The sequence below is a fragment of the Leifsonia shinshuensis genome, from assembly GCF_022606355.1.
Classification (GTDB): Bacteria; Actinomycetota; Actinomycetes; order Actinomycetales; family Microbacteriaceae; genus Leifsonia; species Leifsonia shinshuensis_B.
Genome location: NZ_JAHHZQ010000001.1, coordinates 652,849 through 678,525 on the forward strand (window position 1 = coordinate 652,849; position 25,677 = coordinate 678,525).

The 25,677-nt window shown below is 68.8% G+C and carries 24 protein-coding genes; 5 read left to right on the plus strand and 19 right to left on the minus strand.

Annotation, left to right across the window (positions count from 1 at the left end):
* Positions 1–2: 2 nt before the first annotated feature.
* From alaS to KNO15_RS03195, 5 genes are all read right to left on the minus strand, one after another.
* Positions 3–2,660, minus strand: coding sequence for an alanine--tRNA ligase (gene alaS, locus KNO15_RS03175; protein WP_241701998.1), 2,658 nt, complete (start codon positions 2,658–2,660; stop codon positions 3–5).
* A gap of 71 nt (positions 2,661–2,731) precedes the next feature.
* Complete coding sequence (locus KNO15_RS03180) at positions 2,732–2,923, minus strand: hypothetical protein (protein WP_055915845.1); 192 nt, start codon at positions 2,921–2,923, stop codon at positions 2,732–2,734.
* A 49-nt stretch (positions 2,924–2,972) separates the two neighbouring features.
* A complete protein-coding gene (locus tag KNO15_RS03185) occupies positions 2,973–3,350 on the minus strand; it encodes a DUF948 domain-containing protein (RefSeq protein WP_208039433.1) in 378 nt (125 codons plus the stop codon).
* Positions 3,351–3,507: 157 nt separating this feature from the next.
* Entirely contained in the window at positions 3,508–4,131 is a 624-nt protein-coding gene (rpsD, locus tag KNO15_RS03190) for a 30S ribosomal protein S4 (protein WP_241701999.1), read from the minus strand.
* Positions 4,132–4,327: 196 nt separating this feature from the next.
* The gene (locus tag KNO15_RS03195) at positions 4,328–5,668 is read right to left on the minus strand and encodes a replication-associated recombination protein A (protein WP_241702000.1); all 1,341 of its coding nucleotides are present in this window, start codon (positions 5,666–5,668) and stop codon (positions 4,328–4,330) included.
* 347 nt (positions 5,669–6,015) lie between these two features.
* Between KNO15_RS03195 and KNO15_RS03200 the strand changes: the two genes are divergently transcribed.
* From KNO15_RS03200 to KNO15_RS03210, 3 genes are all read left to right on the plus strand, one after another.
* Positions 6,016–6,786 carry a peptidylprolyl isomerase gene (locus KNO15_RS03200; protein ID WP_241702001.1) on the plus strand — a complete coding sequence of 257 codons (771 nt, stop codon included), beginning with the start codon at positions 6,016–6,018 and terminating at the stop codon, positions 6,784–6,786.
* Positions 6,787–6,843: 57 nt separating this feature from the next.
* A complete protein-coding gene (locus KNO15_RS03205; RefSeq protein WP_241702002.1) occupies positions 6,844–8,073 on the plus strand; it encodes a DUF349 domain-containing protein in 1,230 nt (409 codons plus the stop codon).
* Between the two features lie 133 nt (positions 8,074–8,206).
* Positions 8,207–8,770 carry a type IV toxin-antitoxin system AbiEi family antitoxin gene (locus KNO15_RS03210; protein WP_241702003.1) on the plus strand — a complete coding sequence of 188 codons (564 nt, stop codon included), beginning with the start codon at positions 8,207–8,209 and terminating at the stop codon, positions 8,768–8,770.
* A gap of 17 nt (positions 8,771–8,787) precedes the next feature.
* Here KNO15_RS03210 and KNO15_RS03215 read toward each other — a convergent pair whose 3' ends face one another.
* The 12 genes from KNO15_RS03215 to pdxS all read right to left on the minus strand — a co-directional run bounded on the left by KNO15_RS03215 (position 8,788) and on the right by pdxS (position 20,700).
* Entirely contained in the window at positions 8,788–11,037 is a 2,250-nt protein-coding gene (locus KNO15_RS03215) for a RelA/SpoT family protein (protein ID WP_241702004.1), read from the minus strand.
* 21 nt (positions 11,038–11,058) lie between these two features.
* Positions 11,059–11,400, minus strand: coding sequence for a rhodanese-like domain-containing protein (locus KNO15_RS03220; protein ID WP_241702005.1), 342 nt, complete (start codon positions 11,398–11,400; stop codon positions 11,059–11,061).
* Between the two features lie 9 nt (positions 11,401–11,409).
* Complete coding sequence (gene secF, locus KNO15_RS03225) at positions 11,410–12,426, minus strand: protein translocase subunit SecF (RefSeq protein ID WP_241702006.1); 1,017 nt, start codon at positions 12,424–12,426, stop codon at positions 11,410–11,412.
* A complete protein-coding gene (gene secD, locus KNO15_RS03230) occupies positions 12,426–14,165 on the minus strand; it encodes a protein translocase subunit SecD (RefSeq protein WP_241702007.1) in 1,740 nt (579 codons plus the stop codon). Before secD ends, secF begins: the two co-directional genes overlap by 1 nt.
* A gap of 65 nt (positions 14,166–14,230) precedes the next feature.
* Positions 14,231–14,638 carry a preprotein translocase subunit YajC gene (gene yajC / locus KNO15_RS03235; RefSeq protein ID WP_241702008.1) on the minus strand — a complete coding sequence of 136 codons (408 nt, stop codon included), beginning with the start codon at positions 14,636–14,638 and terminating at the stop codon, positions 14,231–14,233.
* A 56-nt stretch (positions 14,639–14,694) separates the two neighbouring features.
* Positions 14,695–15,732, minus strand: a complete 1,038-nt coding sequence (ruvB, locus tag KNO15_RS03240; RefSeq protein ID WP_241702009.1) for a Holliday junction branch migration DNA helicase RuvB — start codon at positions 15,730–15,732, stop codon at positions 14,695–14,697.
* On the minus strand, positions 15,729–16,367 hold the full coding sequence (gene ruvA, locus KNO15_RS03245; RefSeq protein WP_241702010.1) for a Holliday junction branch migration protein RuvA: 639 nt from the start codon (positions 16,365–16,367) through the stop codon (positions 15,729–15,731). The genes ruvB and ruvA overlap by 4 nt, the downstream gene beginning before the upstream one ends.
* A complete protein-coding gene (gene ruvC / locus KNO15_RS03250) occupies positions 16,364–16,957 on the minus strand; it encodes a crossover junction endodeoxyribonuclease RuvC (protein WP_241702674.1) in 594 nt (197 codons plus the stop codon). The genes ruvA and ruvC overlap by 4 nt, the downstream gene beginning before the upstream one ends.
* Before the next feature lie 69 nt (positions 16,958–17,026).
* The gene (locus tag KNO15_RS03255; RefSeq protein WP_241702011.1) at positions 17,027–17,788 is read right to left on the minus strand and encodes a YebC/PmpR family DNA-binding transcriptional regulator; all 762 of its coding nucleotides are present in this window, start codon (positions 17,786–17,788) and stop codon (positions 17,027–17,029) included.
* 337 nt (positions 17,789–18,125) lie between these two features.
* The gene (locus KNO15_RS03260; RefSeq protein WP_241702012.1) at positions 18,126–18,974 is read right to left on the minus strand and encodes a hypothetical protein; all 849 of its coding nucleotides are present in this window, start codon (positions 18,972–18,974) and stop codon (positions 18,126–18,128) included.
* 186 nt (positions 18,975–19,160) lie between these two features.
* Complete coding sequence (pdxT, locus tag KNO15_RS03265; RefSeq protein WP_241702013.1) at positions 19,161–19,808, minus strand: pyridoxal 5'-phosphate synthase glutaminase subunit PdxT; 648 nt, start codon at positions 19,806–19,808, stop codon at positions 19,161–19,163.
* Positions 19,798–20,700: a pyridoxal 5'-phosphate synthase lyase subunit PdxS gene (pdxS, locus tag KNO15_RS03270; RefSeq protein WP_241702014.1), complete on the minus strand. Its 903-nt coding sequence runs from the start codon at positions 20,698–20,700 to the stop codon at positions 19,798–19,800. The genes pdxT and pdxS overlap by 11 nt, the downstream gene beginning before the upstream one ends.
* A 94-nt stretch (positions 20,701–20,794) precedes the next feature.
* Here pdxS and KNO15_RS03275 point away from each other — a divergent pair, with 94 nt between their 5' ends.
* Together KNO15_RS03275 and pdxY are read left to right on the plus strand one after the other, a co-directional pair.
* Positions 20,795–22,114, plus strand: coding sequence for an aminotransferase class I/II-fold pyridoxal phosphate-dependent enzyme (locus tag KNO15_RS03275; protein WP_241702015.1), 1,320 nt, complete (start codon positions 20,795–20,797; stop codon positions 22,112–22,114).
* An 80-nt stretch (positions 22,115–22,194) separates the two neighbouring features.
* A complete protein-coding gene (gene pdxY, locus KNO15_RS03280; protein ID WP_241702016.1) occupies positions 22,195–23,046 on the plus strand; it encodes a pyridoxal kinase PdxY in 852 nt (283 codons plus the stop codon).
* A 15-nt stretch (positions 23,047–23,061) separates the two neighbouring features.
* On the opposite strand, the gene KNO15_RS03285 is transcribed toward pdxY, so the two are convergent.
* Entirely contained in the window at positions 23,062–23,670 is a 609-nt protein-coding gene (locus tag KNO15_RS03285) for an HIT family protein (protein ID WP_241702017.1), read from the minus strand.
* The gene (gene thrS, locus KNO15_RS03290; protein WP_241702018.1) at positions 23,658–25,622 is read right to left on the minus strand and encodes a threonine--tRNA ligase; all 1,965 of its coding nucleotides are present in this window, start codon (positions 25,620–25,622) and stop codon (positions 23,658–23,660) included. Before thrS ends, KNO15_RS03285 begins: the two co-directional genes overlap by 13 nt.
* Positions 25,623–25,677 lie beyond the last annotated feature (55 nt).

Consider the following 25,677-nt stretch of genomic DNA (forward strand, 5'->3'; position numbering starts at 1 on the left):
CGTCAGCCGATCGCCGCGACCACTGCGGAGAGCGCGGCGGGGATCGCCTCGGCATCCGTGCCGCCACCCTGCGCGAGGTCGGCCTTGCCGCCGCCGCCGCCGCCGAGGACGCCGGCCGCGGTCTTGGCGAGCGCACCGGCGTTCACGCCGGCGTCGCGTGCGGCCTGGTTCGTCGCCACGATGACCACGGGCTTGCCCGCGGCGCGCGCCGCCAGCGCGACGGTCGCCGGGTCGGAGCCCAGCCGCTCGCGCACGGTCGTCACCAGGAGGCGCAGGTCGTCGGCCGAGTTCAGCTCGCCGGCATCCTCCGCGACGACCGTGACGGCGCCGCGGCGGGTCGCCGACTCCAGCAGTGCCGGCACCTTGTCGAGCACAGCACGCGCCTCGAACGCCTGGATGCGCTTCTCGGCGGCCTTGAGGCTCGCCATGAGGTCCGCGATCTTCTCCGGGAGCTGCTCGCGCGGGGTCTTCAGCGCGCCGGACAGCTGGGAGACGATGGTGCGCTCGACAGCCAGATCCTGGAAGGCCTCCAGGCCGACCAGCGATTCCACCCGGCGGTTGGTCGAGCCGACCGACGACTCGCTGACCAGATTGATCATGCCGATCTCAGCGCTGGTGGACACGTGCGTTCCCGCGCAGAGCTCGCGCGACCAGGGGCCGCCGATGTCGACCACGCGCACGACATCGCCGTATTTCTCTCCGAAGAGGGCCATCGCGCCCAGCGCCTTGGCCTCGGCGAGCGGGAGCTCGCGGGTCGTCACCGGGAGGTTGTCACGGATCGCGTTGTTCGAGATCTCCTCGATCTCGCTGCGGGTCTCCGGCGACAGCGCCTGGTTCCAGGAGAAGTCGAGGCGGAGGTAGCCCGCCTTGTTGAACGATCCCGACTGGTGGGCGTTGGGGCCGAGCACCTGGCGGAGGGCCGCGTGGATGATGTGCGTGCCCGAGTGCGCCTGCGTCGCGCCACGGCGGTACTGGGCGTCGACCAGGCTGGTCGCGGGCGCCCCCACGCCGACCTCGCCACTGCGGACGAGCACCTTGTGGCTGATCAGGCCCTTCACCGGCTTCTGCACGTCGAGCACGTCGAGCTCGTAGCCCGGGCCCACGATCGTGCCGGCGTCGGCGCTCTGCCCGCCCGACTCCGCGTACAGCGCCGTGGCACCGAGGATGACCTCGGCGATCTGGCCCTCGCGGGCAGCGTTGACCGATTGGCCGTCGACGATCAGGCCGAGCACGCTCGACTCGGTCTCGAGGTCGGTGTAGCCGGTGAACACCGTCTCGCCCTGTGCGCGGAACGCGCTGTAGACCGACAGGTCGGCGAGAGCGGTCTTCTTGGCCTTGGCGTCGGCCTTCGCCCGGGCGCGCTGGTCGGCCATCAGCGTGTCGAACGCCGCGCGGTCGACACTGAGCCCGGCCTCCTCCGCCATCTCCAGCGTCAGGTCGATCGGGAAGCCGTACGTGTCGTGCAGCAGGAACGCGGTGTCGCCCGCGAGCTGATCGCTGCCCGCCTTGCGCGTATTCGCGACCGCGGTGTCGAGGATGCTGGTGCCCGATGCGAGCGTGCGCAGGAAGGTCTCCTCCTCCGCGTATGCGAGTTGCGACGTGCGGGCGAACTCGGCCGCCACCTCCGGGTACGCAGCCTTCATGGCGTCGCGGGAGGCCGGGAAGAGCTCGGGGAACGTCGCCGTCTCCACGCCAAGCAGGCGCATCGCCCGGACCGTGCGGCGGAGCAGGCGGCGCAGCACGTAGCCGCGCCCCTCGTTCGACGGCGTCACGCCGTCGGTCATCAGCATCAGCGCGCTGCGGACGTGGTCGGCGACCACGCGCAGTCGCACGTCGTCCTCGTGGGCCTCGTTGCCGTAGGGCTTGCCCGCGAGTTCCGCCGCGCGATCGAGGACAGGGCGCACCTGGTCGATCTCGTACATGTTGTCGACGCCCTGCTTGATGAACGCGACGCGCTCGAGACCGAGACCGGTGTCGATGTTCTTCTTGGGCAGGTCGCCGAGGATCTCGAAGTCGGTCTTGCCCGTTCCCTCCCCACGCAGGTACTGCATGAAGACCAGGTTCCAGATCTCCACGTACCGGTCATCGTCGGTCGCGGGGCCGCCGTCGACGCCGTAGGCCGGGCCGCGGTCGAAGAAGATCTCGGAGCAGGGGCCGGCCGGGCCGGGCTGGCCGGTCGACCAGTAGTTGGTGTCCTTGCCGAGGCCCTGGATGCGCTCGGCCGGGAGCCCGGCGACGCGGCTCCAGATCTCGCGCGCCTCGTCGTCCTCCTCGTAGACCGTGACCCACAGGTCCTTCGGGTCGAACCCGAGGCCCCCCTCGTCCTCGGACGACGTCAGCAGCTCCCAGGCGAACGTGATCGCCTGCTCCTTGAAGTAGTCCCCGAACGAGAAGTTGCCGCACATCTGGAAGAAGGTTCCGTGCCGCGGAGTCTTGCCGACCTCGTCGATGTCGAGGGTGCGGATGCACTTCTGGACGCTGGTGGCGCGCGGGAAGGGCGCGGGCACCACACCGGTCAGATAGGGCACGAACGGGACCATCCCGGCGACCGTGAACAGCAGCGACGGGTCGTCGCTGACGAGCGAGGCGGACGGGACGACGGTGTGACCGCGCGTGGCGAAGAAGTCGAGCCAGCGGCGGTGGATTTCAGCAGTCTGCATGGGTTCCGGTCATTCGAGGTGGTGCGAAAGTCGAGTGGGGAGGTGCGAAGAGGCGAGGAGTGGCGACGGGTTCAGTCACCGTCGATGGCGGAACGGATCTCGGCCTCGCGCTGACGGTAGCCGTCTGACACGGCCTCCCCGAAGTCACGGGCCTTCTTGTCGAGCGTGCCGAAGAACTCGCGACCCTTGGGGGTCTCGTTGACCTTGTGGGCGACGACGAAGCCGACGGCGACGCCGATCAGGAGCCACAGGAAACTCTTCATTGCAGGATCTTCCCTCCGTGGATGTGTGCGTGAGCGCACTCGCGCAAGTCTAGTCCGCCTTGCGCCGGGAACGGCCGGTCGCGCCCGGCACCCGGAAGGCCGCGCGCACCGCCGCGCTGAAGCCCGCCAGCTTGATCAACGGACCGCCGACGGTCGCCGCGAAGAGGGCGACGAGCGCCGACACGTTCCCGGTGACGTCGGCCACGTTCTTCGTGATGACGTCGACCCTCGCGAGCTGCTTGTTCGTCTCCTGCAGGGTGGTCGCCGTCTCGTCCAGGATGGGCGTGATCCCGTCGCTGGCCTCCTTGATGGCGTCGCGCGTCGAGTCGAGCACGCGCCCCAGTTTGAGCAACGGGACCGCGATGAACCCGACGAGCACGGCGAACACTCCCGCCGCGATCAGACCAGCGATGTCGCCTCCGGACATGTCGGCTCCCTCCATTCCGAGACGGGCATACGTCCAGCGTAACGGGAACGCGGCGGACCGGAACCCCGTTGCCGGGAACGCGCGAGAAACGCGGAACGGGGCCGCGGCCGAAGCCACGACCCCGTTCGCGGGAGTCTCTGCTGTCGAGAGCGCTGCCTCAGCGGGCCGCGTAGTACTCGACGACCAGCTGGACCTCGCACGTGACGGGGACCTCGGCGCGCTTCGGGCGGCGCACGAGGCGGGCCTGGAGCTTGTCGATCTCGACCTCGAGGTAGCCGGGCACCTTCGGCAGGACGTCGACGTGACCGCCGGCGGCCGCGACCTGGAAGGGCTCGCTGCCCTCGGAGCGGGCCTTGACGTGGATGAGCTGACCCGGCTTCACGCGGAACGACGGGCGGTCCACGATCTTGCCGTCGACCAGGATGTGACGGTGCACCACGAACTGGCGGGCCTGCGAGATGGTGCGGGCGAAGCCGGCGCGGAGCACCAGCGCGTCGAGACGCATCTCGAGGAGCTCGACCAGGTTCTCACCGGTCAGGCCCTGGGTGCGGCGCGCCTCTTCGAACGCGATGCGGATCTGCTTCTCGCGGATGCCGTACTGGGCGCGAAGACGCTGCTTCTCGCGCAGACGCACGGCGTAGTCGGAGTCGGCCTTGCGCTTGGTGCGGCCGTGCTCGCCCGGGGCGTACGGGCGCTTCTCCATGTAGCGGGCCGCCTTCGGGGTCAGGGCGATGCCCAGGGCGCGCGACTCGCGGGTCTTGCTGCGGGAACGTGAAGACACGGTTTCCTTTCGGTTTTCTCTCTACGAATGTTGGTCGCACGGCGCACAGGGGCGCCGTGCGCAGGGTTTTTCACCTGCAAGAGAGAGGGATTCACGCCAGGGACGCCCGGCTACAGGGCTGTTCCCGTCGAAAGCGCATCTCGGGCAGCCGCTCCCTGGACGCGCTTCTAGGCCCGTCGATTCTAGCAGATCGCGGTCAGCGTCCGCGCACGATGCGGCGCAGCTTCGCCAGCCTCGCAGCGACGTCGCGCTCGTTGCCGTGCTCGGTCGGCGTGTAGTACGTCGTGTCGCGCAGTTCGTCGGGGAGGTACTGCTGCTCCAGGACGCCGAGCGCGTCGTCGTGCGGGTACTTGTAGCCCTTGCCGTGGCCGAGCCGCTTGGCCCCCGGGTAGTGCGCGTCGCGCAGGTGCTTGGGCACTCGGCCGATCTTGCCGGCCCGCACGTCGGCGATGGCCGCGTCGAGCGCCATGTAGGCGGCGTTCGACTTGGGCGCGGTGGCGAGGTGCACGACGGCCTGCGCGAGCGGGATCCGCCCCTCCGGCATCCCGATGTACTGCACGGCGTCGGCGGCCGCGATCGCGACGACGAGCGCCTGCGGGTCGGCCATCCCGATGTCTTCGGAGGCCGAGACGATGATTCTGCGGGCGATGAATCGGGGATCCTCCCCCGCCTCGATCATGCGGGCGAGATAGTGCAGGGCGGCGTCGACGTCGGACCCGCGCACCGACTTGATGAAGGCGCTGATCACGTCGTAGTGCTCGTCGCCGTTGCGGTCGTAGCGCAGCAGGGCGCGGTCGACGGCCTGGGCCACGAGCTCGGCCGTGATGACCGGCTTCTTCTTCGCGGTCGCCGGAGTCGCCGACGCGGCGGAGACCGATGCGGCCTCCAACGCCGTGAGCGCCCGGCGCGCGTCGCCGGACGCCAGCCGGATGAGCGCGGCACGGGCCTCGTCGTCGAGCGCGTATTGGCCGGCGAGGCCGCGGTCGTCGGCGACGGCCCTGTCGATCACGACGCCGAGATCGTCATCGCTCAGTGTCTCCAGCGTGAGCAGGAGAGAGCGCGACAGCAACGGCGAGATTACCGAGAACGAGGGATTCTCGGTGGTCGCGGCGACGAGGATGACCCAGCCGTTCTCGACGCCGGGGAGCAGCGCATCCTGCTGGGCCTTGGTGAACCGGTGGATCTCGTCGAGGAACAGCACCGTCGAGACGCCGTAGAGATCACGGGTCGAGAGTGCCTCGTCCATGACCAGCCGGACGTCTTTCACGCCCGCCGTGACGGCGGAGAGCTCGACGAACCGCCGCCCGGACGAGTGCGCGATGGCCTGGGCGAGCGTGGTCTTCCCCGTGCCGGGTGGACCCCACAGGATCACGGAGACCGAGCCGCTCTGCCCCTCCTTGTCGGTAGCGAGGGCGACGAGTGGCGAGCCGGGACGCAGCAGATGACGTTGACCGGCGACCTCGTCGAGGGATTTCGGCCGCATGCGCACGGCGAGAGGCGTCGCTCCCGTCCGGAGCCCAGGTTGCACGTCGACCACCCGACAAGGTTAGTCGCAGCCACCGACATCCACGTCGGCGATCAGCGACGGACGCTCTCCTCGCGCCGATGCACGATCACCGCCAGGGTCAGCTCGGAGGTGGCAAGCGCACCGGCGCGAGGAGCCCATCGCCGGACCTTCGATCGCCGGAGCCTGTTCATGTCCATACAGCGTAGTGGCACGGCGGGAAGCTCAGATCGGTTCCACGCGAGCCGCACCGCGGCCGCCGACCTCCCCGTCGCGGTTCGGTTTGGGCGCGCATAGCCGCGACGGATAAGGTTCGTGCAGCATCCCATCCGCTCGACAGGCATGCATCCCCCGCTCGACGGCGCCCCCGGAGGACAGACGTGGCACCCAGCAAGCAGAACGACCGCGACGCACGGCAGGCACGCGAGCGCCTGCGCGCCTACCAGGCGCGACAGACCGTGCACGAAGAGAAGGTGAAGCGCCGCAGGCGCGACAACTGGATCGGAGGGATCGCGGTCATCGTCATCGTCGCCCTGGCGATCGGAACGCAGCTGCTCTTCTTCGCCAAGCCGGCCGCGACCTCCGCCTCGGCGTCGCCGTCCCCATCGGCCTCGACGGCGGCGGGCGTCCCGTCGAAGTCGATCGCCGAAGGCCGCACCTGGACGGGCGACCTCACGATCAACGGGATCAAGCTCGGCGTCTCCCTGGACGGCGCCGCAGCTCCCCAGGCGGTCTCGTCGACCATCGCACTGACGCAGAAGAAGTTCTACGACGGGCTCAGCTGTCACCGGCTCACCAACGGCGGGTTCTACGTTCTGCAGTGCGGCGACCCGAAGGGTGACGGCACGGGTGGCCCCGGCTACTCGTACGGCCCGATCGAGAACGCGCCCAAGGACGACAAGTACCCGGCCGGCACACTCGCGATGGCGCGCCAGAGCGGCAACGCCGACAGCCAGGGCAGCCAGTTCTTCATCGTCTACAAGGACACTTCCATCCCGTCCGACTCCGCGGGCGGCTACACGGTCATCGGCAAGATCACGAGCGGCCTCGACACCCTGGTGAGCGACGTCACCGCCAAGGGCGTGCAGGGCGGCGGCACCGACGGCAAGCCCGCCGTGACGACGAAGATCGACAGCTTCACGCTGCAGTGATCCTGCGGCGTGCAATAGGCTGATTCCCAACGTGGCACCGCAAGCAAGGTGAGGCTCTTGGCTACTTCTGAACAGCACCCCTGGGGTCGCGTCGACGAGACCGGCACCGTGTACGTCCGTGAGGGCGATGGCGAGCGAGCCGTCGGCGAGTACCCGGACGGCACTCCGGAGGAGGCGATCGCGTACTTCGAGCGCAAGTACACGGACCTCGCCGGTCAGGTCGGCCTCCTGGAGCAGCGCGCCCGCCGCGGAGCCCCCGCCGCCGACGTCGCCAAGTCGGTGGCGAGCCTCCGCATCGCGGTCGAGGGCGCGAACGCTGTCGGCGACCTCCCGTCGCTGCTCACCCGGCTGGACGCGCTCGGCGGCACGGTCGAGGAGCTCACCGAGCAGCAGAGCGCGGAGGCCAAGGCCGCCCTCGAGCAGGCCATCGCCGACCGCACCGCGATCGTCGAGCAGGCCGAGGTGCTCGCGGCGCAGGATCCCGCGCGCACGCAGTGGAAGCAGACCACCGCCGAGCTCGACGCCCTGTTCACCAGCTGGCAGGCGCACCAGCACGACGGCCCGCGCCTGCCCAAGAACGAGGCCAACGAGCTCTGGAAGCGGTTCCGCGCCGCCCGCTCGACCATCGAGCACAACCGCAAGGCCTTCTTCGCCGACCTCGACAACCAGCACCGCGACGTCCGGTCCCGCAAGAACGCGCTCATCGAGCAGGCGGAGCGCCTGGTGCCGCTCGGCGCCGACGGCGTGCCGGAGTACCGCCGGCTGCTCGACCAGTGGAAACTCGCCGGCCGTGCCGGCAAGAAGAACGACGACGCGCTGTGGGCGCGCTTCAAGGCCGCCGGCGACGCGATCTACTCGGCGAAGGCCGAGGTCGACGCCCGCGACAACGAGGAGTACCAGGCCAACCTCGAGCTGAAGCTCGCTCTGCTCGATGAGGCGGAGCCGCTCCTGAACGAGAAGGACCGCGAGACCGCGCGTACCACGCTTCTCTCGATCCAGGAGCGCTGGGATGCCATCGGCCGCGTGCCGCGCGACCAGGTGCGTCCGATCGAAGACCGGCTCCGCAAGGTCGAGTCGGCGGTCCGCCGCCTCGACGAGGAGCACTGGGAACGCAACAACCCCGAGAAGAAGGCACGCTCGGAGGGCCTTGCCAGCCAGCTCAACGCCGCGATCGCGAAGCTCGAGCAGGAGCTCGAAGAGGCGAAGGCGAGCGGCGACTCCGCCAAGGTGAAGGCGGCGCAGGAGGCTTTGGACGCCCGCAAGATCTGGCTCGACGCCCTGGGTTGATCCTGCCCTGGTTGATCCTCCTGGGTTGAACGTGCTGGGCTGCTCGTCCTCCACACCTCGGTTCGCGGACGAAGTCTCCACCGATTCACCGATCGGCGGCCGGTAGCAGGCCCCCGCGCAGCAGGCTGGAGGCATGACCACAGCATCCCCACTGCTCCTCGACCGCTCCGTCCTCCCGCTCGCCGAGTTGTTCGCCCTGGTGCTCGACGGCCAGCTCTTCCGCGTCGGCGACTCCTTCGCGACGACCGACACCCCTGACACCCCGGCGCTGCGCGCGCTCGCGTTCAGCGCGCTGCGGCCGGGGCGTCTGATCGCCGACCGCGGCACGGCGGCGTGGATCCACGGCACCCGCGCGAGGCCGCCGGTGCAGGCGCAGGTCTGCATCGACCGACGCAGCCGAGGCCGGGTGCCCGTGGGATTCGACGCGCACCAGCACGCCCTCGATCGTGGCGACACCGAAGTAATCAGTGGAGTCAGCGTGACGGCGCCACTGCGCACAGCATCGGATCTCGTGCTCACCCTGTCGAGGTTCGAGCCGCCCGACGCGCTCGAGGTGCGGCATCTGCTCGCGCTCGCCCGAGCCTCGCCCGCCGAGCTCGGCGAACGGCTGAGGCGCTCTCGCCGCCGCGGGAGCGCACGCGGACTGCACCGGCTGGCCGTCGTCGAAGAGACCCGGCTTCCCGGGCCCGTCGCGTGATCGCCCGGAGGCGCCGCTCAGCCGCCGCTGACGCGATACACGTCGTAGACGCCGTCGATCCGGCGTACGGCGTTGAGGACTCGGTCGAGGTGGGTGGTGTCCCCCATCTCGAAGACGAAGCGGCTCAGCGCCAACCGGTCGCTCGACGTGGTGACCGTCGCAGAGAGGATGTTGACGTGGTGCTCCGAGAGCACGCGCGTGACGTCGGAGAGCAGCCCGGAGCGGTCGAGCGCCTCGACCTGGATCTGCACCAGGAAGACGCTCTTGGAGCTGGGTGCCCACTCCACGTCGATCATGCGGTCGGGCTCCTGCAGCAGCGACTGCACGTTGTGGCAGTTGGCCTGGTGCACCGAGACGCCCTGGCCTCGGGTCACGAACCCCACGATCGGGTCGCCGGGCACCGGCGTGCAGCACTTCGCGAGCTTCACGAGGATGTCGGGGGCTCCGCGCACCAGGACGCCCGAGTCGCTGTTCCGGAGCTGCTTGGCGCGACCCTTGACCGGGATCTCCAGCTCGCCGTCCGACTCGGCCTCGCTCTGCAGCGAGGCAACGATCTTCTCGATCACGGACTGCGTCGAGATATGCCCCTCGCCCACGGACGCGTAGAGCGACGAGACATCGGGGTGCTTGAGCGACGACGCGACCTCCACCAGGGCGTCCTGCGTCATCAGCTTCTGCAGGGGCAGGTTCTGCTTGCGCATCGCGCGCGCGATCGCGTCCTTGCCCTGCTCGATCGCCTCGTCGCGGCGTTCCTTGGTGAACCACTGGCGGATCTTGTTGCGCGCACGCGGGCTCTTGACGAAGTTCAGCCAGTCTTGGCTGGGCCCGGAGTCGGGGTTCTTCGAGGTGAAGATCTCGACGACGTCGCCGGTCGAGAGCGCGCTCTCGAGCGGCACCAGCCTGCCGTTGACCTTGGCACCCATCGTGCGGTGGCCCACCTCGGTGTGCACCGCGTACGCGAAGTCGACCGGGGTCGCGCCGGCAGGGAGGCCGATGACGCGTCCCTTCGGGGTGAAGACGTAGACCTCTTTGGCACCGATCTCGAAGCGCAGCGAGTCGAGGAACTCCGACGGGTCCGCCGTCTCGGCCTGCCAGTCGGAGATGTGGGCCAGCCAGGCCAGGTCGGTGTCGACCTTGCCCGGGCCTCCCGTGCTCTTGCCGGTGGTCTGCTCCTTGTACTTCCAGTGCGCGGCGACACCGAACTCGGCGCGCTGGTGCATCTCCTCCGTGCGGATCTGGATCTCGACAGGGCGACCCTGCGGCCCGATCACCGTGGTGTGCAGCGACTGGTAGAGGTTGAACTTCGGAGTCGCGATGTAGTCCTTGAAGCGCCCGGGCATCGGCGTCCACCTGGCGTGGATCGAGCCGAGCACCGCGTAGCAGTCGCGCACCGTGTTCACGAGGACGCGGATGCCGACGAGGTCGTAGATGTCGTCGAACTCCCGTCCGCGCACGACCATCTTCTGGTAGATCGAGTAGTACTGCTTGGGCCGTCCGACGACCTTGCCGCGGATCTTCGCGGTCTTGAGGTCGTCGTTGATCGCGTCGATGACCTGCTGGACGAGCCGTTCACGCTCCGGCGTGCGCTGCTTCACGAGGCTCTCGATCTCGGCGTACAGCTTGGGGTAGAGCACCGCGAACGAGAGGTCCTCGAGCTCCCACTTGATCGTCTGGATGCCGAGCCGGTGGGCCAGCGGCGCGTAGATCTCGAGAGTCTCCGTCGCCTTCCGCGTGGCGTTGGCAGCCGGCACGAACCCCCAGGTGCGCGCGTTGTGCAGCCGGTCGGCGAGCTTGATGATGAGCACGCGGATGTCCTTCGACATCGCCACGATCATCTTGCGGACGGTCTCGGCCTGCGCGCTGTCGCCGTACTTGACCTTGTCGAGCTTGGTGACGCCGTCGACCAGCATGGCGATCTCGTCGCCGAACTGGTCGCGCAGTTCGTCGAGGGTGTAGCTGGTGTCTTCGACGGTGTCGTGCAGAAGCGCAGCGGCGATCGTCTTGGCGCCGATGCCGAGGTCGGCGATGATCTGAGCGACCGCGACCGGGTGCGTGATGTACGGCTCCCCGGAGCGCCGCTTCTGGCCGTCGTGTGCGCGCTCGGCCACGGCGTACGCGCGCTCGATGAGCGACAAGTCGGCCTTGGGGTGGTGCATGCGCACCGTGCGGATGAGGGTGTCCACCGCGCCCGCGGGCTGAGCGCGGGAGAAGATCCGGGGAACGAGGCGGCGCAGCGAAGCGGACTGCGGTGTCGATGTGTCAACCATGTGCGCGCCTCCTCTCGTCCATTATGGCCGGTTGTCCGGCCCGGACAGCGCGCCCCCGGAAGCCTGCCAGGCGAGCATCCCGCCTGCGACGTTCGCCGCAGGATAGTTCGCCTGCAGCAGCGCGTCGGTCACCATGCGGGACCGCGCCCCGCTGTGGCAGATCACCAGGATCTGGGCGTCCTCGGGCAATTCGTGCTGGCGGTTGCCGAGCTCCGAGAGCGGGATGTGATGGGCGTCCGGCGCATGACCGGCCTCCCACTCGTCCACCTCCCGGACGTCGAGCAGCCACGCCGCTCCGGATTCGGTGAGCTCACGCGCACGCGCGGCGCTCACCTCGTCGTCCGACAGGAAGAAACCGCCCACACGCCCCTGCTATTCCGCCGCGACGGGCTCGACCGCTGTGACGCTGGCCTTGGGACGAACCGAACGCACCTTCTGGTCGTGCTTCTTGATCGCCGCTTCGCCCTCGCGGAACTGCGAGTACATCGGGGCCGCGAGGAAGATCGTCGAGTAGGTTCCCACGATGATGCCGATGAGGAGCGCCAGCGAGATGTCCCGCAGCGTCGCCGCGCCGAACGCGTACGCACCGATGAAGAGGATCGACGCGACCGGCAGCACTGCGACGACCGCGGTGTTGATCGAACGCACCAACGTCTGGTTGACCGCGAGGTTGACGGCCTCGGGGAAGGTCCGCCTCGTGAGCTCCAGCTCCTCCTTGGTGTTCTCGCGGATCTTGTCGAACACCACGACGGTGTCATAGAGCGAGTAGCCGAGGATCGTCAGGAAGCCGATCATCGTGGCCGGGGACACCTCGAAACCGACCAGTGCGTAGATGCCCGCCGTGATGATGAGATCGTGGAACAGCGAGACGATCGCCGACGCCGACATCTTCCACGTTCGGAAGTACAGCGCCATCGCGATGAACGCGAGGAGGAGGAAGACGACCAGACCTTGAATGGTCTGCTGCGTGACGTCGGCACCCCAGGACGGCCCGATGAAGGTCGACGAGACCTCGGACGAGGACACGCCGTAGGTCTTCGCGAGCGCGTCGCCGACGGCCTTGGTCTGGCCTTCCGACAACTGGTCGGTCTGCACCTGGATGGCGTTGTTGCCGACCACGCTCACGTGCGAGACCGCGTTGGGGACGACGCTCTGCACGGCGCCCTGCGCCTTCGAGGTGTCGGTGCTCTGCACGTCGCTGATCAAGAACTGCGATCCGCCGCGGAACTCGATGGAGAAGTTGAACCCGCCCTTGACGATCGGGACCAGGATCGAGAGCACGACCAGGACGATCGCGATCGAGTACCAGATCTTGCGCTTGCCGACGAAGTCGAACGAGCGGGCACCGGTGTAGAGGTCGTTTCCGAACCTGGTGAGGCGGCTGGCCATCAGTTGTCCTTCCCCTCGGACGAGCGATCCGACGACGAGGAGGTCGAGGCGGAGGCGAGCTCCGCCGCCTTGCGCTCGGCGATCGTCTGGCGGCGCGCGGCCTCCCCGCTGCTGCGGGCGGCCTTGCCGGCAGGAACCGCCGTCTGCGCCGGAGTACGGAAGCGGGCGGCGCCGCGGTACACCGCGCCCAGTGCGTCGGGGTCGAGGCCCGACAGCGGGTGGCCGCTGCTGAAGAAGCGCGTCTTGGCGAGCAGCTGCAGCGTCGGGTGCGTGAACAGCAGCACCACGATCACGTCGATGATCGTCGTCAGGCCGAGCGTGAACGCGAACCCGCGGACGTTCGCCGCCGCGAGCACGTACAGCACGACGGCCGCGAGCAGGTTGGTCGCCTTCGACGCGTAGATCGTGCGCCGGGCGCGACCCCAGCCGGCCTCCACGGCCGATTCGAGACTTCGCCCGTCGCGCAGTTCGTCTCGTATTCGCTCGAAGTACACGATGAAGGAGTCGGCTGTGAAGCCGATGGCGACGATGAGGCCGGCGACACCCGCCAGCGAGAGCCGGTAGTCGTAGTGCCACGACAGCAGCGAGATCGTCAGCCAGGTGAGCGCGCCGGCGACCACGAGCGAGAAGATCGTGACGAAACCGAGCAGGCGGTACTGGAAGAACGTGTAGATGCCGACCAGGATCAGGCCGATCAGTCCGGCGATGAGACCGCTGATGAGCTGCGAGGTTCCCAGGGTCGCCGAGATGTCGTCCTGGCTCTGCACCTTGAAGCTGAAGGGCAGCGCACCGAACTTCAGCTGGTCGGCGAGCGTCTTGGCGCTCTGCTCGGTGAAGTTGCCCGAGATCTGCGGCTTGCCGTCGGTGATGGCCGCCTGCGTCGTCGGCGCGGAGATCACGCGACCGTCGAGGACGATGGCGAACTGGTTCTGCGCGCCCTGCAGCGCGATGAGCCGGGTCGTCACGGCGGCGAACTGCTTGGTGCCCGTGCCGTCGAAGACGATGTTGACGGCCCACTGGCCGTTCGAAACGCCCTGCGAGCTCTGCATGATCCCGGCGCTCGCGTCGGAGATGTTCTGGCCCTTGACCTCCACGGGGCCGAGCAGGTACTTGACCGTGTTGCTGTCGTCGCAGGTGATGAGCGGCTTGTCGGTCGGCGCGGCGCTGAGGTCCTTGTTCTTGTTCGCCGCGCAGTCGTACGCGGCGAACTGCGCCTGCAGCTCCGGGGTCACCCAGGCGAGGTCGCTGCCGTTGGTCGGCTTGGTCGACGGCGTCGACTGGAGGCCGGGCGCGGGGCTCGGAGCCGGCGTCGACTTGCCGTCGGCGCCGACGACCTGGTTCGTCGGGCCGCTGGTCAGCAGCACGGGGCGGAAGTCGAGTCGCGCGCTCGCCTTGACGCGATCGAGCGTCTGCTGGTCGGGCTTGCCCGGCAGCGAGACGACGATGTTCCGCGATCCCTCAGTGGAGATCTGCGCCTCGGAGACACCCGACGCGTCGATGCGCTGACGGATGATCGAGACCGCCTGGTCGAGCTGCTGCTGCTGCACGCTCTGACCGTTCTCGACCTGCGGCGCGAGGATGATCTGCGTGCCGCCCTCGAGGTCGAGCGCGAGCTTGGGCAGCCACGTCGCGTTGCTGAAGATGACGCCGGCCGCGAGGGTTCCGAGAAGGACCACCACGATGACGCCGAGCCATGTCAGCGAACGCCAGGCTTTTTTGACCGGGGTCGACTTTGCCACCTAGGAACTCAGCTTTCTACGAGCGATCCGCGCACCCTCTCGGCGCGCGGAGCACAGGGATGCTATCAGTCGTCGCTCTTGGCGCCGGGCTTCTTCGGCGCGCCGTCGATCCGCTCACCGAACTCCGGCTCCGACGGCTCGACCGAGATCGCGTGATCCTGGTTGAGCTCGGGACCGGTGGTCTCGGTGTCGTCGACCTCGGGAGTCTTGGGCTCGACGACGCGGGCGAGCACCTGGCGGTGCACCTTCACGACGTGGCCGGGGCTGGTCTCGATGAGCGCGGTGTTGTCGTCCTCGTCGACGGACAGCAGAGTGCCGTAGAGCCCGAAGTTGGTCATGACCTCGGCGCCAGGCACCATCTTCGAACGCGTCTCGTCCTGCTCCTTGCGCCGCTTGCGGCTGTTGCGGAACATGAAGAACACGAGGGCCGCCAGAATGACGACCATCACAATGGTCAACGGATCAATGGGCATGAAGTCTGCCGAACCTTCCGGTTAAGTCAAGGGGGTAGGCGAGTGGCCAGCTTGAATTATAGGTCATCCATCAAGGACGGTTGCTGTGAGTGGCCCTGCTGCGGGCTGGACATCCCGAAGTGGCGCCACGCGGCCGGTGTCGCGACCCGCCCGCGCGGGGTGCGGGACAGCAGCCCGATGCGCACCAGGAACGGCTCGACGACCGACTCGATGGTCTCCGCCTCTTCTCCGACCGACACCGCGAGCGTGTTCAACCCCACCGGTCCACCGTCGAAGCGCTCCAGGATGACGTGCAGCACCGCCCGGTCGAGGCGGTCGAGGCCGAGCGCGTCGACGTCGTAGAGCTCCAGTGCCGCCCGGACGGCCTCCAAGTCGGCGCGGCGACCGTGGACGAGGGCGTAGTCGCGTACGCGGCGCAGCAGCCGGTTGGCGATACGCGGCGTTCCGCGGCAGCGACCCGCGATCTCGGCGAGGGCCTCGCGATCGATCTCGAACTCCAGCATGGCTGCGGCGCGCGAGAGCACCTGGGTGAGCTCGCCCTCGTCGTAGAACTCGAGGTGCGCGGTGAACCCGAACCGGTCGCGCAGCGGGTTGGGCAGCAGGCCGGAGCGCGTGGTCGCGCCGACGAGCGTGAACGGCGCGAGGTCGAGCGGGATCGACGTCGCTCCCGCCCCCTTGCCGACCATGATGTCGATGCGGAAGTCTTCCATGGCGAGGTAGAGCATCTCCTCCGCCGAGCGCGCCATGCGGTGGATCTCGTCGATGAAGAGCACCTCCCCCGGCGTGAGGGACGACAGCAGAGCCGCGAGGTCACCCGCGTGCTGGATCGCCGGACCGCTGGAGAGCCGCAGCGGACGCTCGCTCTCGTGCGCCACGATCATCGCGAGCGTCGTCTTGCCGAGCCCTGGCGGGCCCGCCAGGAGGATGTGGTCGGCCGTGCGGTCCTGCATCTTCGCGGCCGTCAGTAGCAGCTGCAGCTGGCCGCGCACCTTGGCCTGGCCGACGAACTCGGACAGGGTGCGGGGGCGCAGCGCACCCTCGAAGGCGAGCTCGGACTCGGACTCCAGCTCGGGGGCGGTGAGGTCGTCGCTCATCGGGAGGCGCCCTTCGCCGGACCCGCTGTAGCCGGGCCGAGGCGAGCCAGCGTGAGCCGCAGCAGCGTCTGCACGGAATCACGCGCGCTCTCATCCGTCTCGGCGACGACGTCGGCCACCGCCTCCGCCGCGATCTTCTCCGGCCAGCCGAGGCCGACCAGCGCGACGAGCACGCTGTCAGGAACCGCGGACGCGGCTCCCCCGGCCTTCACGGCACGCGCGGGCGCACGGCGTGCGGCGGTGAGCTTTCCGGTCAGGGACACCACGATGAGCTTGGCGGTCTTGGGCCCGATACCGGACACCTTGCGGAACGGCGCGTCGTCGTCGGCCGCCACGGCATCGGCCACCTGGTCGGGGCTGAGCACGGAGAGGACTCCGATCGCCGACTTCGGGCCGACGCCGGACACGCCGTTGAGCAGCTCGAAGACCTGCAGCTGCTCGAGATCGGCGAAGCCGAAGAGCTGCAGTGCGTCTTCGCGCACGATCAGCGTGGTGTGGACGAAGGCCTCGTCACCGACGCGCAGCGAGAGGACGTGGTCGGGGGTGAGCTGAACGGCGAAGCCGACGCCGCCCACCTCGATCACAGCGGTACCGCCGATCGCAGAGAGCACGGTACCGCGGAGGGAGGAGATCACCTGGCAAGCCTACGGGGCACCGCCGACGCACGGGCGGAGCGCTCGGCGGCGCGCCACGCCGCCTGGGCGGGCGTCTGCGACGCGTCCGAGCCCTCGGCCCCCGACCCATCCGTCGCCGGCGACCCCCGCCAGGCATGGCAGATGGCGATGGCCAGGGCGTCGGCCGCGTCGGCCGGCTTGGGTGCCTCCGCGAGCCCGAGGATGCGGGCGACCATCGCCTGCACCTGGCGTTTGTCGGCGGAGCCGTAGCCCGTGATGGCGGCTTTCACCTCGCTCGGCGTGTGCAGGGCGACCGGGAGGCCGCGGCGCGCGGCCGCGTGCAGCGCGACGCCGCTGACCTGGGCGACGCCCATCACGGTCCGCAGGTTGTGCTGGGCGAAGACGCGCTCGATGGCGACGACCTCCGGGCGATGCTCGTCGAGCAGCGCGTCGATGCCGGCGCCCACCGCGAGCAGCCGCTTCTCGAGCGGCAGGTCCGCCGGGGTGCGGATGACCGTGACCTCGACCAGCGTCGCCCGGCGGTCGGGACGCACATCGACCACACCGACGCCGCACCGCGTCAGCCCCGGATCGATTCCGAGCACCCGGATCGTCATCTCGGCGGCCTCTCTGTCTCGACCGGCCCGGCCTTCGTGATCGGACCGTCCGCCCTGATCGGGCTACTCGTCGTCTTCGAGCTGCGCCTGCACCTCGGCCGTGAGGTCGAGGTTCGTGTAGACGTTCTGCACGTCGTCCGAGTCTTCGAGCGCGTCGATGAGGCGGAACACCTTGCGCGCCACCTCGGCGTCGGCCTCCACGTTGACGGTGGCCACGAACTCGGCGTCGGCCGAGTCGTAGTCGATGCCGGCCTCCTGCAGTGCCGTGCGGGCGGCGACGAGGTCGGTCGCCTCGGTCAGCACCTCGAAGCTCTCGCCGCGGTCGGTGACCTCTTCGGCTCCGGCGTCGAGAACCGCCGACAGCACGGCGTCCTCGTCGACGCCGTCGGCGTGCGGGACCACGATGACGCCCTTGCGGTGGAAGTTGTACGCGACGCTGCCAGGGTCGGCCATGGTGCCGCCGTTGCGGGTCATCGCGGTACGCACCTCTGCGGCCGCACGGTTCTTGTTCTCGGTGAGGCACTCGATCAGCAGGGCGACGCCGCCAGGGCCGTAGCCCTCGTACATGATCGTCGTGTAGTCGATGGTCTCACCGGTGAGACCGGCGCCGCGCTTGATGGCGCGGTCGATGTTGTCGTTGGGGACGGAGGTCTTCTTGGCCTTCTGCACCGCGTCGACCAGGGTCGGGTTGCCGGACAGGTCGGCGCCGCCGGTCTTGGCGGCCACCTCGATGTTCTTGATGAGCTTGGCGAACGACTTGGCTCGGCGGGCGTCGATGACCGCCTTCTTGTGCTTGGTCGTTGCCCACTTGGAATGCCCGGACACTGGTGCTCCCTCGAGTTGCGTTTGAACCTGTCCATAATAATGCCTCGGTGGGCACCCGCCCGAAGGCGGCGGGCCGAGCGTCAGAGAACTTGATCGCACTCATCCCGAACGCGCCCAGCCTTCACGACGGCATCACTAAGAGGTCGAGTTCGACCTCGACGGCGCGGAATCGCGCGTGGCCTGCTGCAAACAACTCGGGCGGGCCGAACTCCCCAAATCGCGCGAACGCGACCTGTCCGAGGTGCGGCTGCCGCGGGCTTACCGTCCCCCGGAATGTCGTCCAGGCCGTCGAGGTCGTCGACATGCGGCGGTCATTGAGCGCGGCGACGTCGCGGAATTAGAGCTCCGACTGTTGTGAGTCGGACTCCCGAGCATTCCGCTGACCTCTTCTTTTCGGCAGGACCAGATGCGACAGAGCTCCACCCACAATGCCTAGCCAAGCCCCCAATACAAGAACGGCCACTTGAAAGACGGCATTGGACCGATCCCGCGCTTCCGGGTTGACAAAGGTCATCGATGGCCCGGAAGACACGTAGTCCGATTGGCTTCTCTGCACGTATTTTGTGACGTATTCCAGACGTCCAGGGGATGCTTGCAAGGGCTCCTGAATCGCCATCGGGCTAACGGCGGCGAGTTGCCAGCGCGCTTGATGATTCACGGAGGCACTCAACTCGACACTAGTATCCGCCGCACTCTCGTGCGCCACCGCGACCGAGGGGAAAGGAAGTGACGGCTGCGGAGATCGTTGGTTTTCAGGATGAAGACGCAGGCGACAGGCCACGCCCGTCATACCGCCAGACGCAGTCAAAAAGTCATGGCCGTATGACATCCGCACCTGTTCGGCTTCGCCTGGATCTGCCCTGACCTCGAACATCAGACCCGCTTCCACTGACTCTGGATACAACGACGACGCGGCGCGCTTAAGCCGCGCGCGATCCTGTTGATCCGGTTTCGGAAGCATCCATGCCACGTAGCCCGTTCGATCCGCCGAGGCCTGCTTAGCTTCGCGACCGAACCATGTATATCGCGGGCTGCATTTCCACCGGTCGCCGTTTTCAACCCAGATGTTCGCACTGTCGAGAAAGTGCGGGTTCGCAGCATCGGCTTGATCGATGAGAACCGTTAGAGCTTGGCTGTCGTTTACGGTGTCGGCAGTCCAGCGGATATCGAGCTTGGATGGATCCACCTGGCGCCCGTGCTCCTTGAACTGAACGGCGAGTCGCGTCTGCTCAGCTGTAGAGGTCGGAGAGAGGCTGCCTACGATCGCCCCCGCTGATCCCACCGGAACGGCCAGCCAGAACACGACGAGACAAAGGAAGCGTACGAGCGTCAGCAAATGAGATCACCACATCGAAAGGCCAGGGCTAGACCATCAAAGATATTGCATAGCGGCCTCCCGCGCCCGCACCTTCGCCAGGAAGTAGGCGTGGAAGCGCGTGTCCCCGGTGATCTCCGGATGGAAGGACGTGCCGAGGAGGTCGCCCTGCTCGACCGCCACCACACGGCCGTCCGGCACGCGCGCGAGCACGGTCGCCCGCTCCCCCACGCTCTCGACGATCGGCGCGCGGATGAACACCGCGTGCACCGGCTCCTCGCCGAGCTGCGGGATGTCGAGGTCGGTCTCGAAGGAGTCCACCTGCGAGCCGAACGCGTTGCGGCGCACGGCCACGTCGAGGCCGCCGAGGCTCTGCTGCCCGGCGATCCCGTCGACGATCGTGTCGGCGAGCATGATCAGCCCGGCGCACGTGCCGTAGACCGGAAGGCCTCCCGCGATCGCGGCCCTCAACGGCTCGGCGAGACCGAACGCGCGGGACAGCTTGTCCATGACGGACGACTCCCCGCCGGGGATGACGAGACCAGCGACCTGCTCCAGCTCCTCCGGACGCCGCACCGGCACGGCGTCGGCGCCCAGGCCGCGCAGGACCGCGAGATGCTCGCGGAAGTCTCCCTGCAGGGCCAGGACGCCGACGCGCGGGCCGGTCGAGGCGGTCGTCGTCGCTCCGCCGGCGTTACCAGCCACGCTCGGCGAGCCGGTGCGGGGCGGCGAGGTCGGAGACGTTGATGCCGACCATCGCCTCGCCGAGGCCGCGGGAAACCTCCGCGATGACCTTCGGGTCGTCGTAGAACGTGGTCGCCTTGACGATCGCGGCCGCGCGCTGCTCCGGGTTGCCCGACTTGAAGATGCCGGAACCGACGAAGACGCCGTCCGCGCCCAGCTGCATCATCATCGCTGCGTCCGCCGGGGTGGCCACGCCGCCGGCCGTGAACAGCACGACGGGGAGCTTGCCGGTCTCGGCGATCTCGGCGACCAGCTCGTAGGGGGCCTGGAGGTCCTTCGCCGCGACGTAGAGCTCGTCGCGCGTCATCGACTTCAGGGCGTTGATCTCCGACGTGATCTTGCGGATGTGCTTGGTCGCCTCCGACACGTCGCCGGTGCCGGCCTCGCCCTTCGAGCGGATCATCGCAGCGCCCTCGTTGATGCGGCGCAGCGCCTCGCCGAGGTTGGTGGCGCCGCAGACGAACGGAACGGTGAACTTCCACTTGTCGATGTGGTTGACGTAGTCGGCCGGCGACAGCACCTCGGACTCGTCGATGTAGTCGACGTCGAGGGCCTCCAGCACCTGCGCTTCGACGAAGTGGCCGATGCGGGCCTTCGCCATGACGGGGATGGACACCTCGGCGATGATCGCCTCGATCAGGTCGGGGTCGCTCATGCGGGCGACGCCGCCCTGCGCGCGGATGTCGGCGGGGACGCGCTCCAGCGCCATGACGGCGACGGCGCCGGCGTCCTCGGCGATGCGGGCCTGCTCCGGTGTGACGACGTCCATGATGACGCCGCCCTTCAGCATCTCGGCCAGGCCGCGCTTGACCCGGTTCGACCCGGTGGCGGTGCCCTGCTCTGTGTCTGTCATCGTCGCCCTCTCTACGGTACAAAAATTGTTTTGGCCTATGCCGAACGATAGCATCCCCGTCGCGGCTCGGTAGACTCTGAAGCCGGGGAGTGCAATGGACGAACAAGTCATCACGGGAACGACGGCGGCGGAGATCGCCGCGAGCGTGCGCGCGCTGCACGAGCGCGGGGCGCTGCGCCGGGGAGACGCCCTGCCGCCGGTCCGCGAGCTCGCCGTCCAGCTGCAGGTCAACCGCAACACCGCGGTCGCCGCCTACCGCCTGCTCGCGCAGGCCGGGGTGGTCGTGGCGCGCGGGCGCGCCGGCACGGTCATCGCCGGAGTGGAGGCCGTGGCCCAGGAGGGCTTCGCGGCCGACAGCGTGCTGCGCGACATCGGCACGGGCAACCCCGACCCGGGTCGCATCCCCGACCTGTCCGCGGCGCTGGCCCGCGCCGTCGGCCGCCCGGTGCTCTACGGCGAGCCGGTGATCGACCCCGCGCTGCAGGCGCGTGCCCTCAGCTGGGTGCGGGAGGACCTCCCGGACCACGATCTGCGGATCACGGTGACCAACGGGGCCGTCGACGCCGTCGAGCGGCTGCTCGCCCAGGCACTCCTCCGCGACGACGCCGTCGCCCTCGAAGACCCGTGCTTCCTCGCCAGCATCCACACCGTCCGACACGGTGGCTATCGCGCGGTGGCCGTTCCGGTCGATGCCGAGGGGATGACGGTCGACGGACTCCGCGCCGCCCTCGACGCGGGCGTGCGGGCGATCATCTGCACGCCCCGCGCGCAGAACCCGACGGGGGCGACGCTCTCCCCCGCCCGCGCGGCCGAACTGCGCGCGCTGCTCGTCGAGCACCCCTACGTGCTCGTGATCGAGGACGACCACTTCTCCATGCTGTCCCAGCGACCGTACGAGACCCTCATCGGCCCGGGCCACCAGCGCTACGCGCTCGTGCGCTCGGTGTCGAAGTTCCTCGGCCCCGACATGTGCCTCGCCGTCGCCGCGACCGACCCGGAGACCGCGGAGCGCCTCGCCTTCCGGCTCAGCCCGGGCACGACCTGGGTCAGCCATATCCTCCAGCGGTTGGTGCTGGCCCAGCTGAGCGACGCGTCGGTGCTCGCCGAGATCGCGGAGGCCGGTCGCCACTATGCGGAGCGCAACGCGGACTTCGCGGCGCAGCTCACCGAGCGCGGGCTGCCGACCGAGGCCGGCGACGGCCTCAACCTGTGGATCGACCTCCCGGGCGAGGCGCGGATCGTCGCCGAGCGGCTGATGCGACGCGGGTGGCTCGCCCGCACCGGCGACGAGTTCGGGCTCGGCGAGCGGAGGGCGCCATCGCACCAGCTGCGATTGACCGTGCACGACCTCACGCCGGAAGAGACCGACCGGCTGCTCGACGATCTCGCGGACGTCGCCGGGCCGCGGCCCTGACCTGAGCTGACCTGAGCCGAGCTGACCTGACCTGACCTGACCTGACGAGGGCGGCCCCTGCGGGATGAGAGGATCGTGGGATGAAGATCCTCTCGATCCAGTCCGCTGTCGCCTACGGTCACGTCGGCAACTCCGCCGCCGTCTTCCCCCTGCAGCGCATCGGCGTCGAGGTGCTCCCCGTCTATACGGTGAACTTCTCCAACCACACGGGGTACGGGGCGTGGCGCGGTCCGCTGATCGCACCGGACGACGTCCGTGCGGTGATCACCGGCATCGAGGAGCGCGGCGTGCTCGGGCAGATCGACGCGGTGCTGTCCGGCTACCAGGGCAGCGAAGGCATCGGCGACGTGATCGTCGACGCCGTCGCCCGGGTCAAGGCGGCGAACCCGAACGCCGTGTACGCCTGCGACCCCGTCATGGGCAACGCGAAGTCGGGCTGCTTCGTCGCCCCGGCGATCCCCGACCTCCTGCGCGATCGTGTCGTACCGGTCGCCGACATCATCACACCGAACCAGTTCGAGCTCGGCTACCTCACCGGCACCGAGCCCGCCGACCTGGAGTCCACGCTGGCCTCCGTCGACGCGGCGCGGGCGATGGGCCCGCGCACCGTCCTCGTCACGAGCGTCGAGCGTCCCGACCGGCCCGACGACACCATCGAGATGCTCGCGGTCGACGACGCCGGAGCATGGATCGTGCAGACGCCCCTCCTGCCGCTGAAGGCGAACGGCTCGGGAGATGTCACCGCCGCACTGTTCACCGCTCACTACGGCGCCTCCGGAAGCGCCGCGAGCGCCCTGAGCAAGACCGTGTCGAGCGTCTACGACCTCCTCGACCGCACCCTGCAGTCGGGCGACCGCGAACTCCAGCTGGTCGAGTCGCAGGAGTTCTACGCGAACCCGCGCGAGCAGTTCGCCGTGACGCAGGTGCGCTGACGAATCGCCGCGCCCCTAAGCGTCGCCCTTCGGCCAGGCGTCCGCCAGCGCAGCGCGGACATCGCCGAGCAGCTGCGGGAGCGCCTTGGTGCGCGCGATGATCGGGAAGAAGTTCGCGTCCTGCGCCCAGCGCGGCACGATGTGCTGGTGGAGGTGCGCGGCGATCCCGGCCCCGGCCACAGCGCCCTGATTCATCCCGATGTTGAAGCCGTCGTTGTGCGACACCTCGCGGATGACGCGCATCGCCGTCTGCGTGAGGCTGCCGATCTCGGCGACCTCCTCGGGCGTCGCGTCGTCGTAGAGGGCGATGTGACGGTACGGGCACACGAGCAGGTGGCCGCTGTTGTACGGGAACAGGTTGAGCAGTGCGTACGCGTGCTCGCCGCGCGCCACGATCAGGGCGTCCTCGTCGCTCAGGGTCGGCGCCACGCAGAACGGGCAGCCCTCGTGACCCGGGTCGCCCTGCTGGATGTAGACCATCCGGTGCGGGGTCCACAGGCGCTGGAACTCGTCGGGGACGCCGACCAGGTACGACGGGTCGTCGACGCGGACGGGACCGTCGATCCCGTCCGCGTCACCGGCGACGCGCGCGTCGCCGACGCTCGAATCGCTCAGTCGGTCCATGCCGTGTCGACCAGCTCGTGGCTCCCGATGCTCGCGACGATCCGTTCGATCGCCTCGTCGACGGTGACGCCGTTGCGCTGCGTGCCGTCGCGGAAGCGGAAGCTGACCGTGCCCGCGGTCGCGTCCTCCTCACCGACGATCAGCTGGAACGGCACCTTGGCCTTGGTGTGGTTGCGGATCTTCTTCTGCATCCGGTCGTCCGAGTGGTCGACCTCCGCGCGCACCCCGCGGGCCTTGAGCCGCGAGATCACGTCGTCGAGGAACGGACCGTAAGCGTCGGCGACCGGGATGCCGACCACCTGGACCGGCGACAGCCAGACCGGGAAGGCGCCGGCGTAGTGCTCCAGCAGGATCGCGAAGAACCGCTCGATCGAGCCGAGCAGGGCACGGTGGATCATCGCCGGCTGCTTGCGGGTGCCGTCGGCCGCGTTGTACTCCAGCTCGAACAGCTCCGGCTGGTTGAAGTCCAGCTGCACCGTCGAAAGCTGCCAGGTGCGACCGATCGCGTCGCGCGCCTGCACCGAGATCTTGGGGCCGTAGAACGCGGCGCCCGCGGGGTCGTCGACGAGCTCGAGGCCGGATTCGATCGCGACCTCGCGGAGGGTCTCGGTCGCCGTCTCCCAGCTCTCGTCGCTGCCGACGTACTTCTCCGGGTCTTTCGTGGAGAGCTCGAGGTAGAAGTCGTGGAGGCCATAACCGCGCAGCGTCTCGAGCACGAACTCGAGCTGCCGCGCGACCTCGTCCTTGATCTGGTCGTCGGTCACGTAGATATGCGCGTCGTCCTGGGTGAGGCCGCGCACGCGCGTGAGGCCGGAGAGCGTTCCCGACTTCTCGTAGCGGTAGACCGTGCCGAACTCTGCGAGCCGCAGCGGCAGCTCCCGGTAGCTGCGTCCGCGCGCGCGGAAGATCAGGTTGTGCATCGGGCAGTTCATCGGCTTGAGGTAGTAGTCCTGCCCCTGCCGGGTGATGTTGCCGTCGGCGTCGCGTTCCTCGTCGAGGTGCATCGGCGGGAACATGCCGTCTTTGTACCAGTTGAGGTGCTGGCTGGTCTCGAAGAGATGCGCCTTGGTGATGTGCGGCGTGTTCACGACCTCGTAGCCGTTCGCGATCAGCCGCTCGCGCATGTAATCTTCGATCTCCTTGCGGATGATCCCGCCCTTGGGATGGAAGACCGCGAGACCTGAGCCGATCTCCTCCGGGAAGCTGAACAGGTCGAGTTCGGCGCCGAGCTTGCGGTGGTCGCGCTTGGCGGCCTCCTCCATGCGGGTCTGGTACGCGCGCAGTTCGTCCTTGCTCGGCCAGGCGGTCCCGTAGACGCGCTGCAGCTGCGGGTTCTTCTCCGAGCCGCGCCAGTAGGCTGCGGCTACGCGGGTGAGCGCCCAGCCGTTGCCGATCATGCGCGTGTTCGGGAGGTGCGGGCCGCGGCAGAGGTCTTTCCAGACCGTCTCGCCGCTCTTGGGGTCGACGTTGTCGTAGATGGTCAGCTCGCCGGAGCCGACCTCAACCGACTCGTCGCCGCCGGCGGCTGCGCCGCCCTTGAGCCCGATCAGCTCGAGCTTGTACGGCTCGCCCGCGAGTTCTGCGCGGGCCTCGTCGTCGGTGACGACCCGGCGCACGAAGCGCTGGCCGGCACGAACGATGCGCGACATCTCCTTGTCGAGCGCCTTGAGGTCCTCCGGGGTGAAGGGCTCCGCGACGTCGAAGTCGTAGTAGAAGCCGTCGGTGATGGGCGGCCCGATGCCGAGCTTCGCCTCCGGGTTCACTGCCTGAACGGCCTGCGCGAGCACGTGAGCGGTGGAGTGGCGCAGGATGTTGAGCCCGTCCGGCGAGTCGATCGTGACCGGCTCGACGGTGTCGGTGGTCGTGACGGTCGTCGCGAGATCCTTCAGCTCACCGTTGACGCGCATCGCGACAACGGAACGGTCGGTGAAGAGCTCGAAGCCGTCGGCCACCTGTCCACTCCTAGAGTCGTATTCCAATGGGATGCGTCAACTCTAGTCGGCGCGG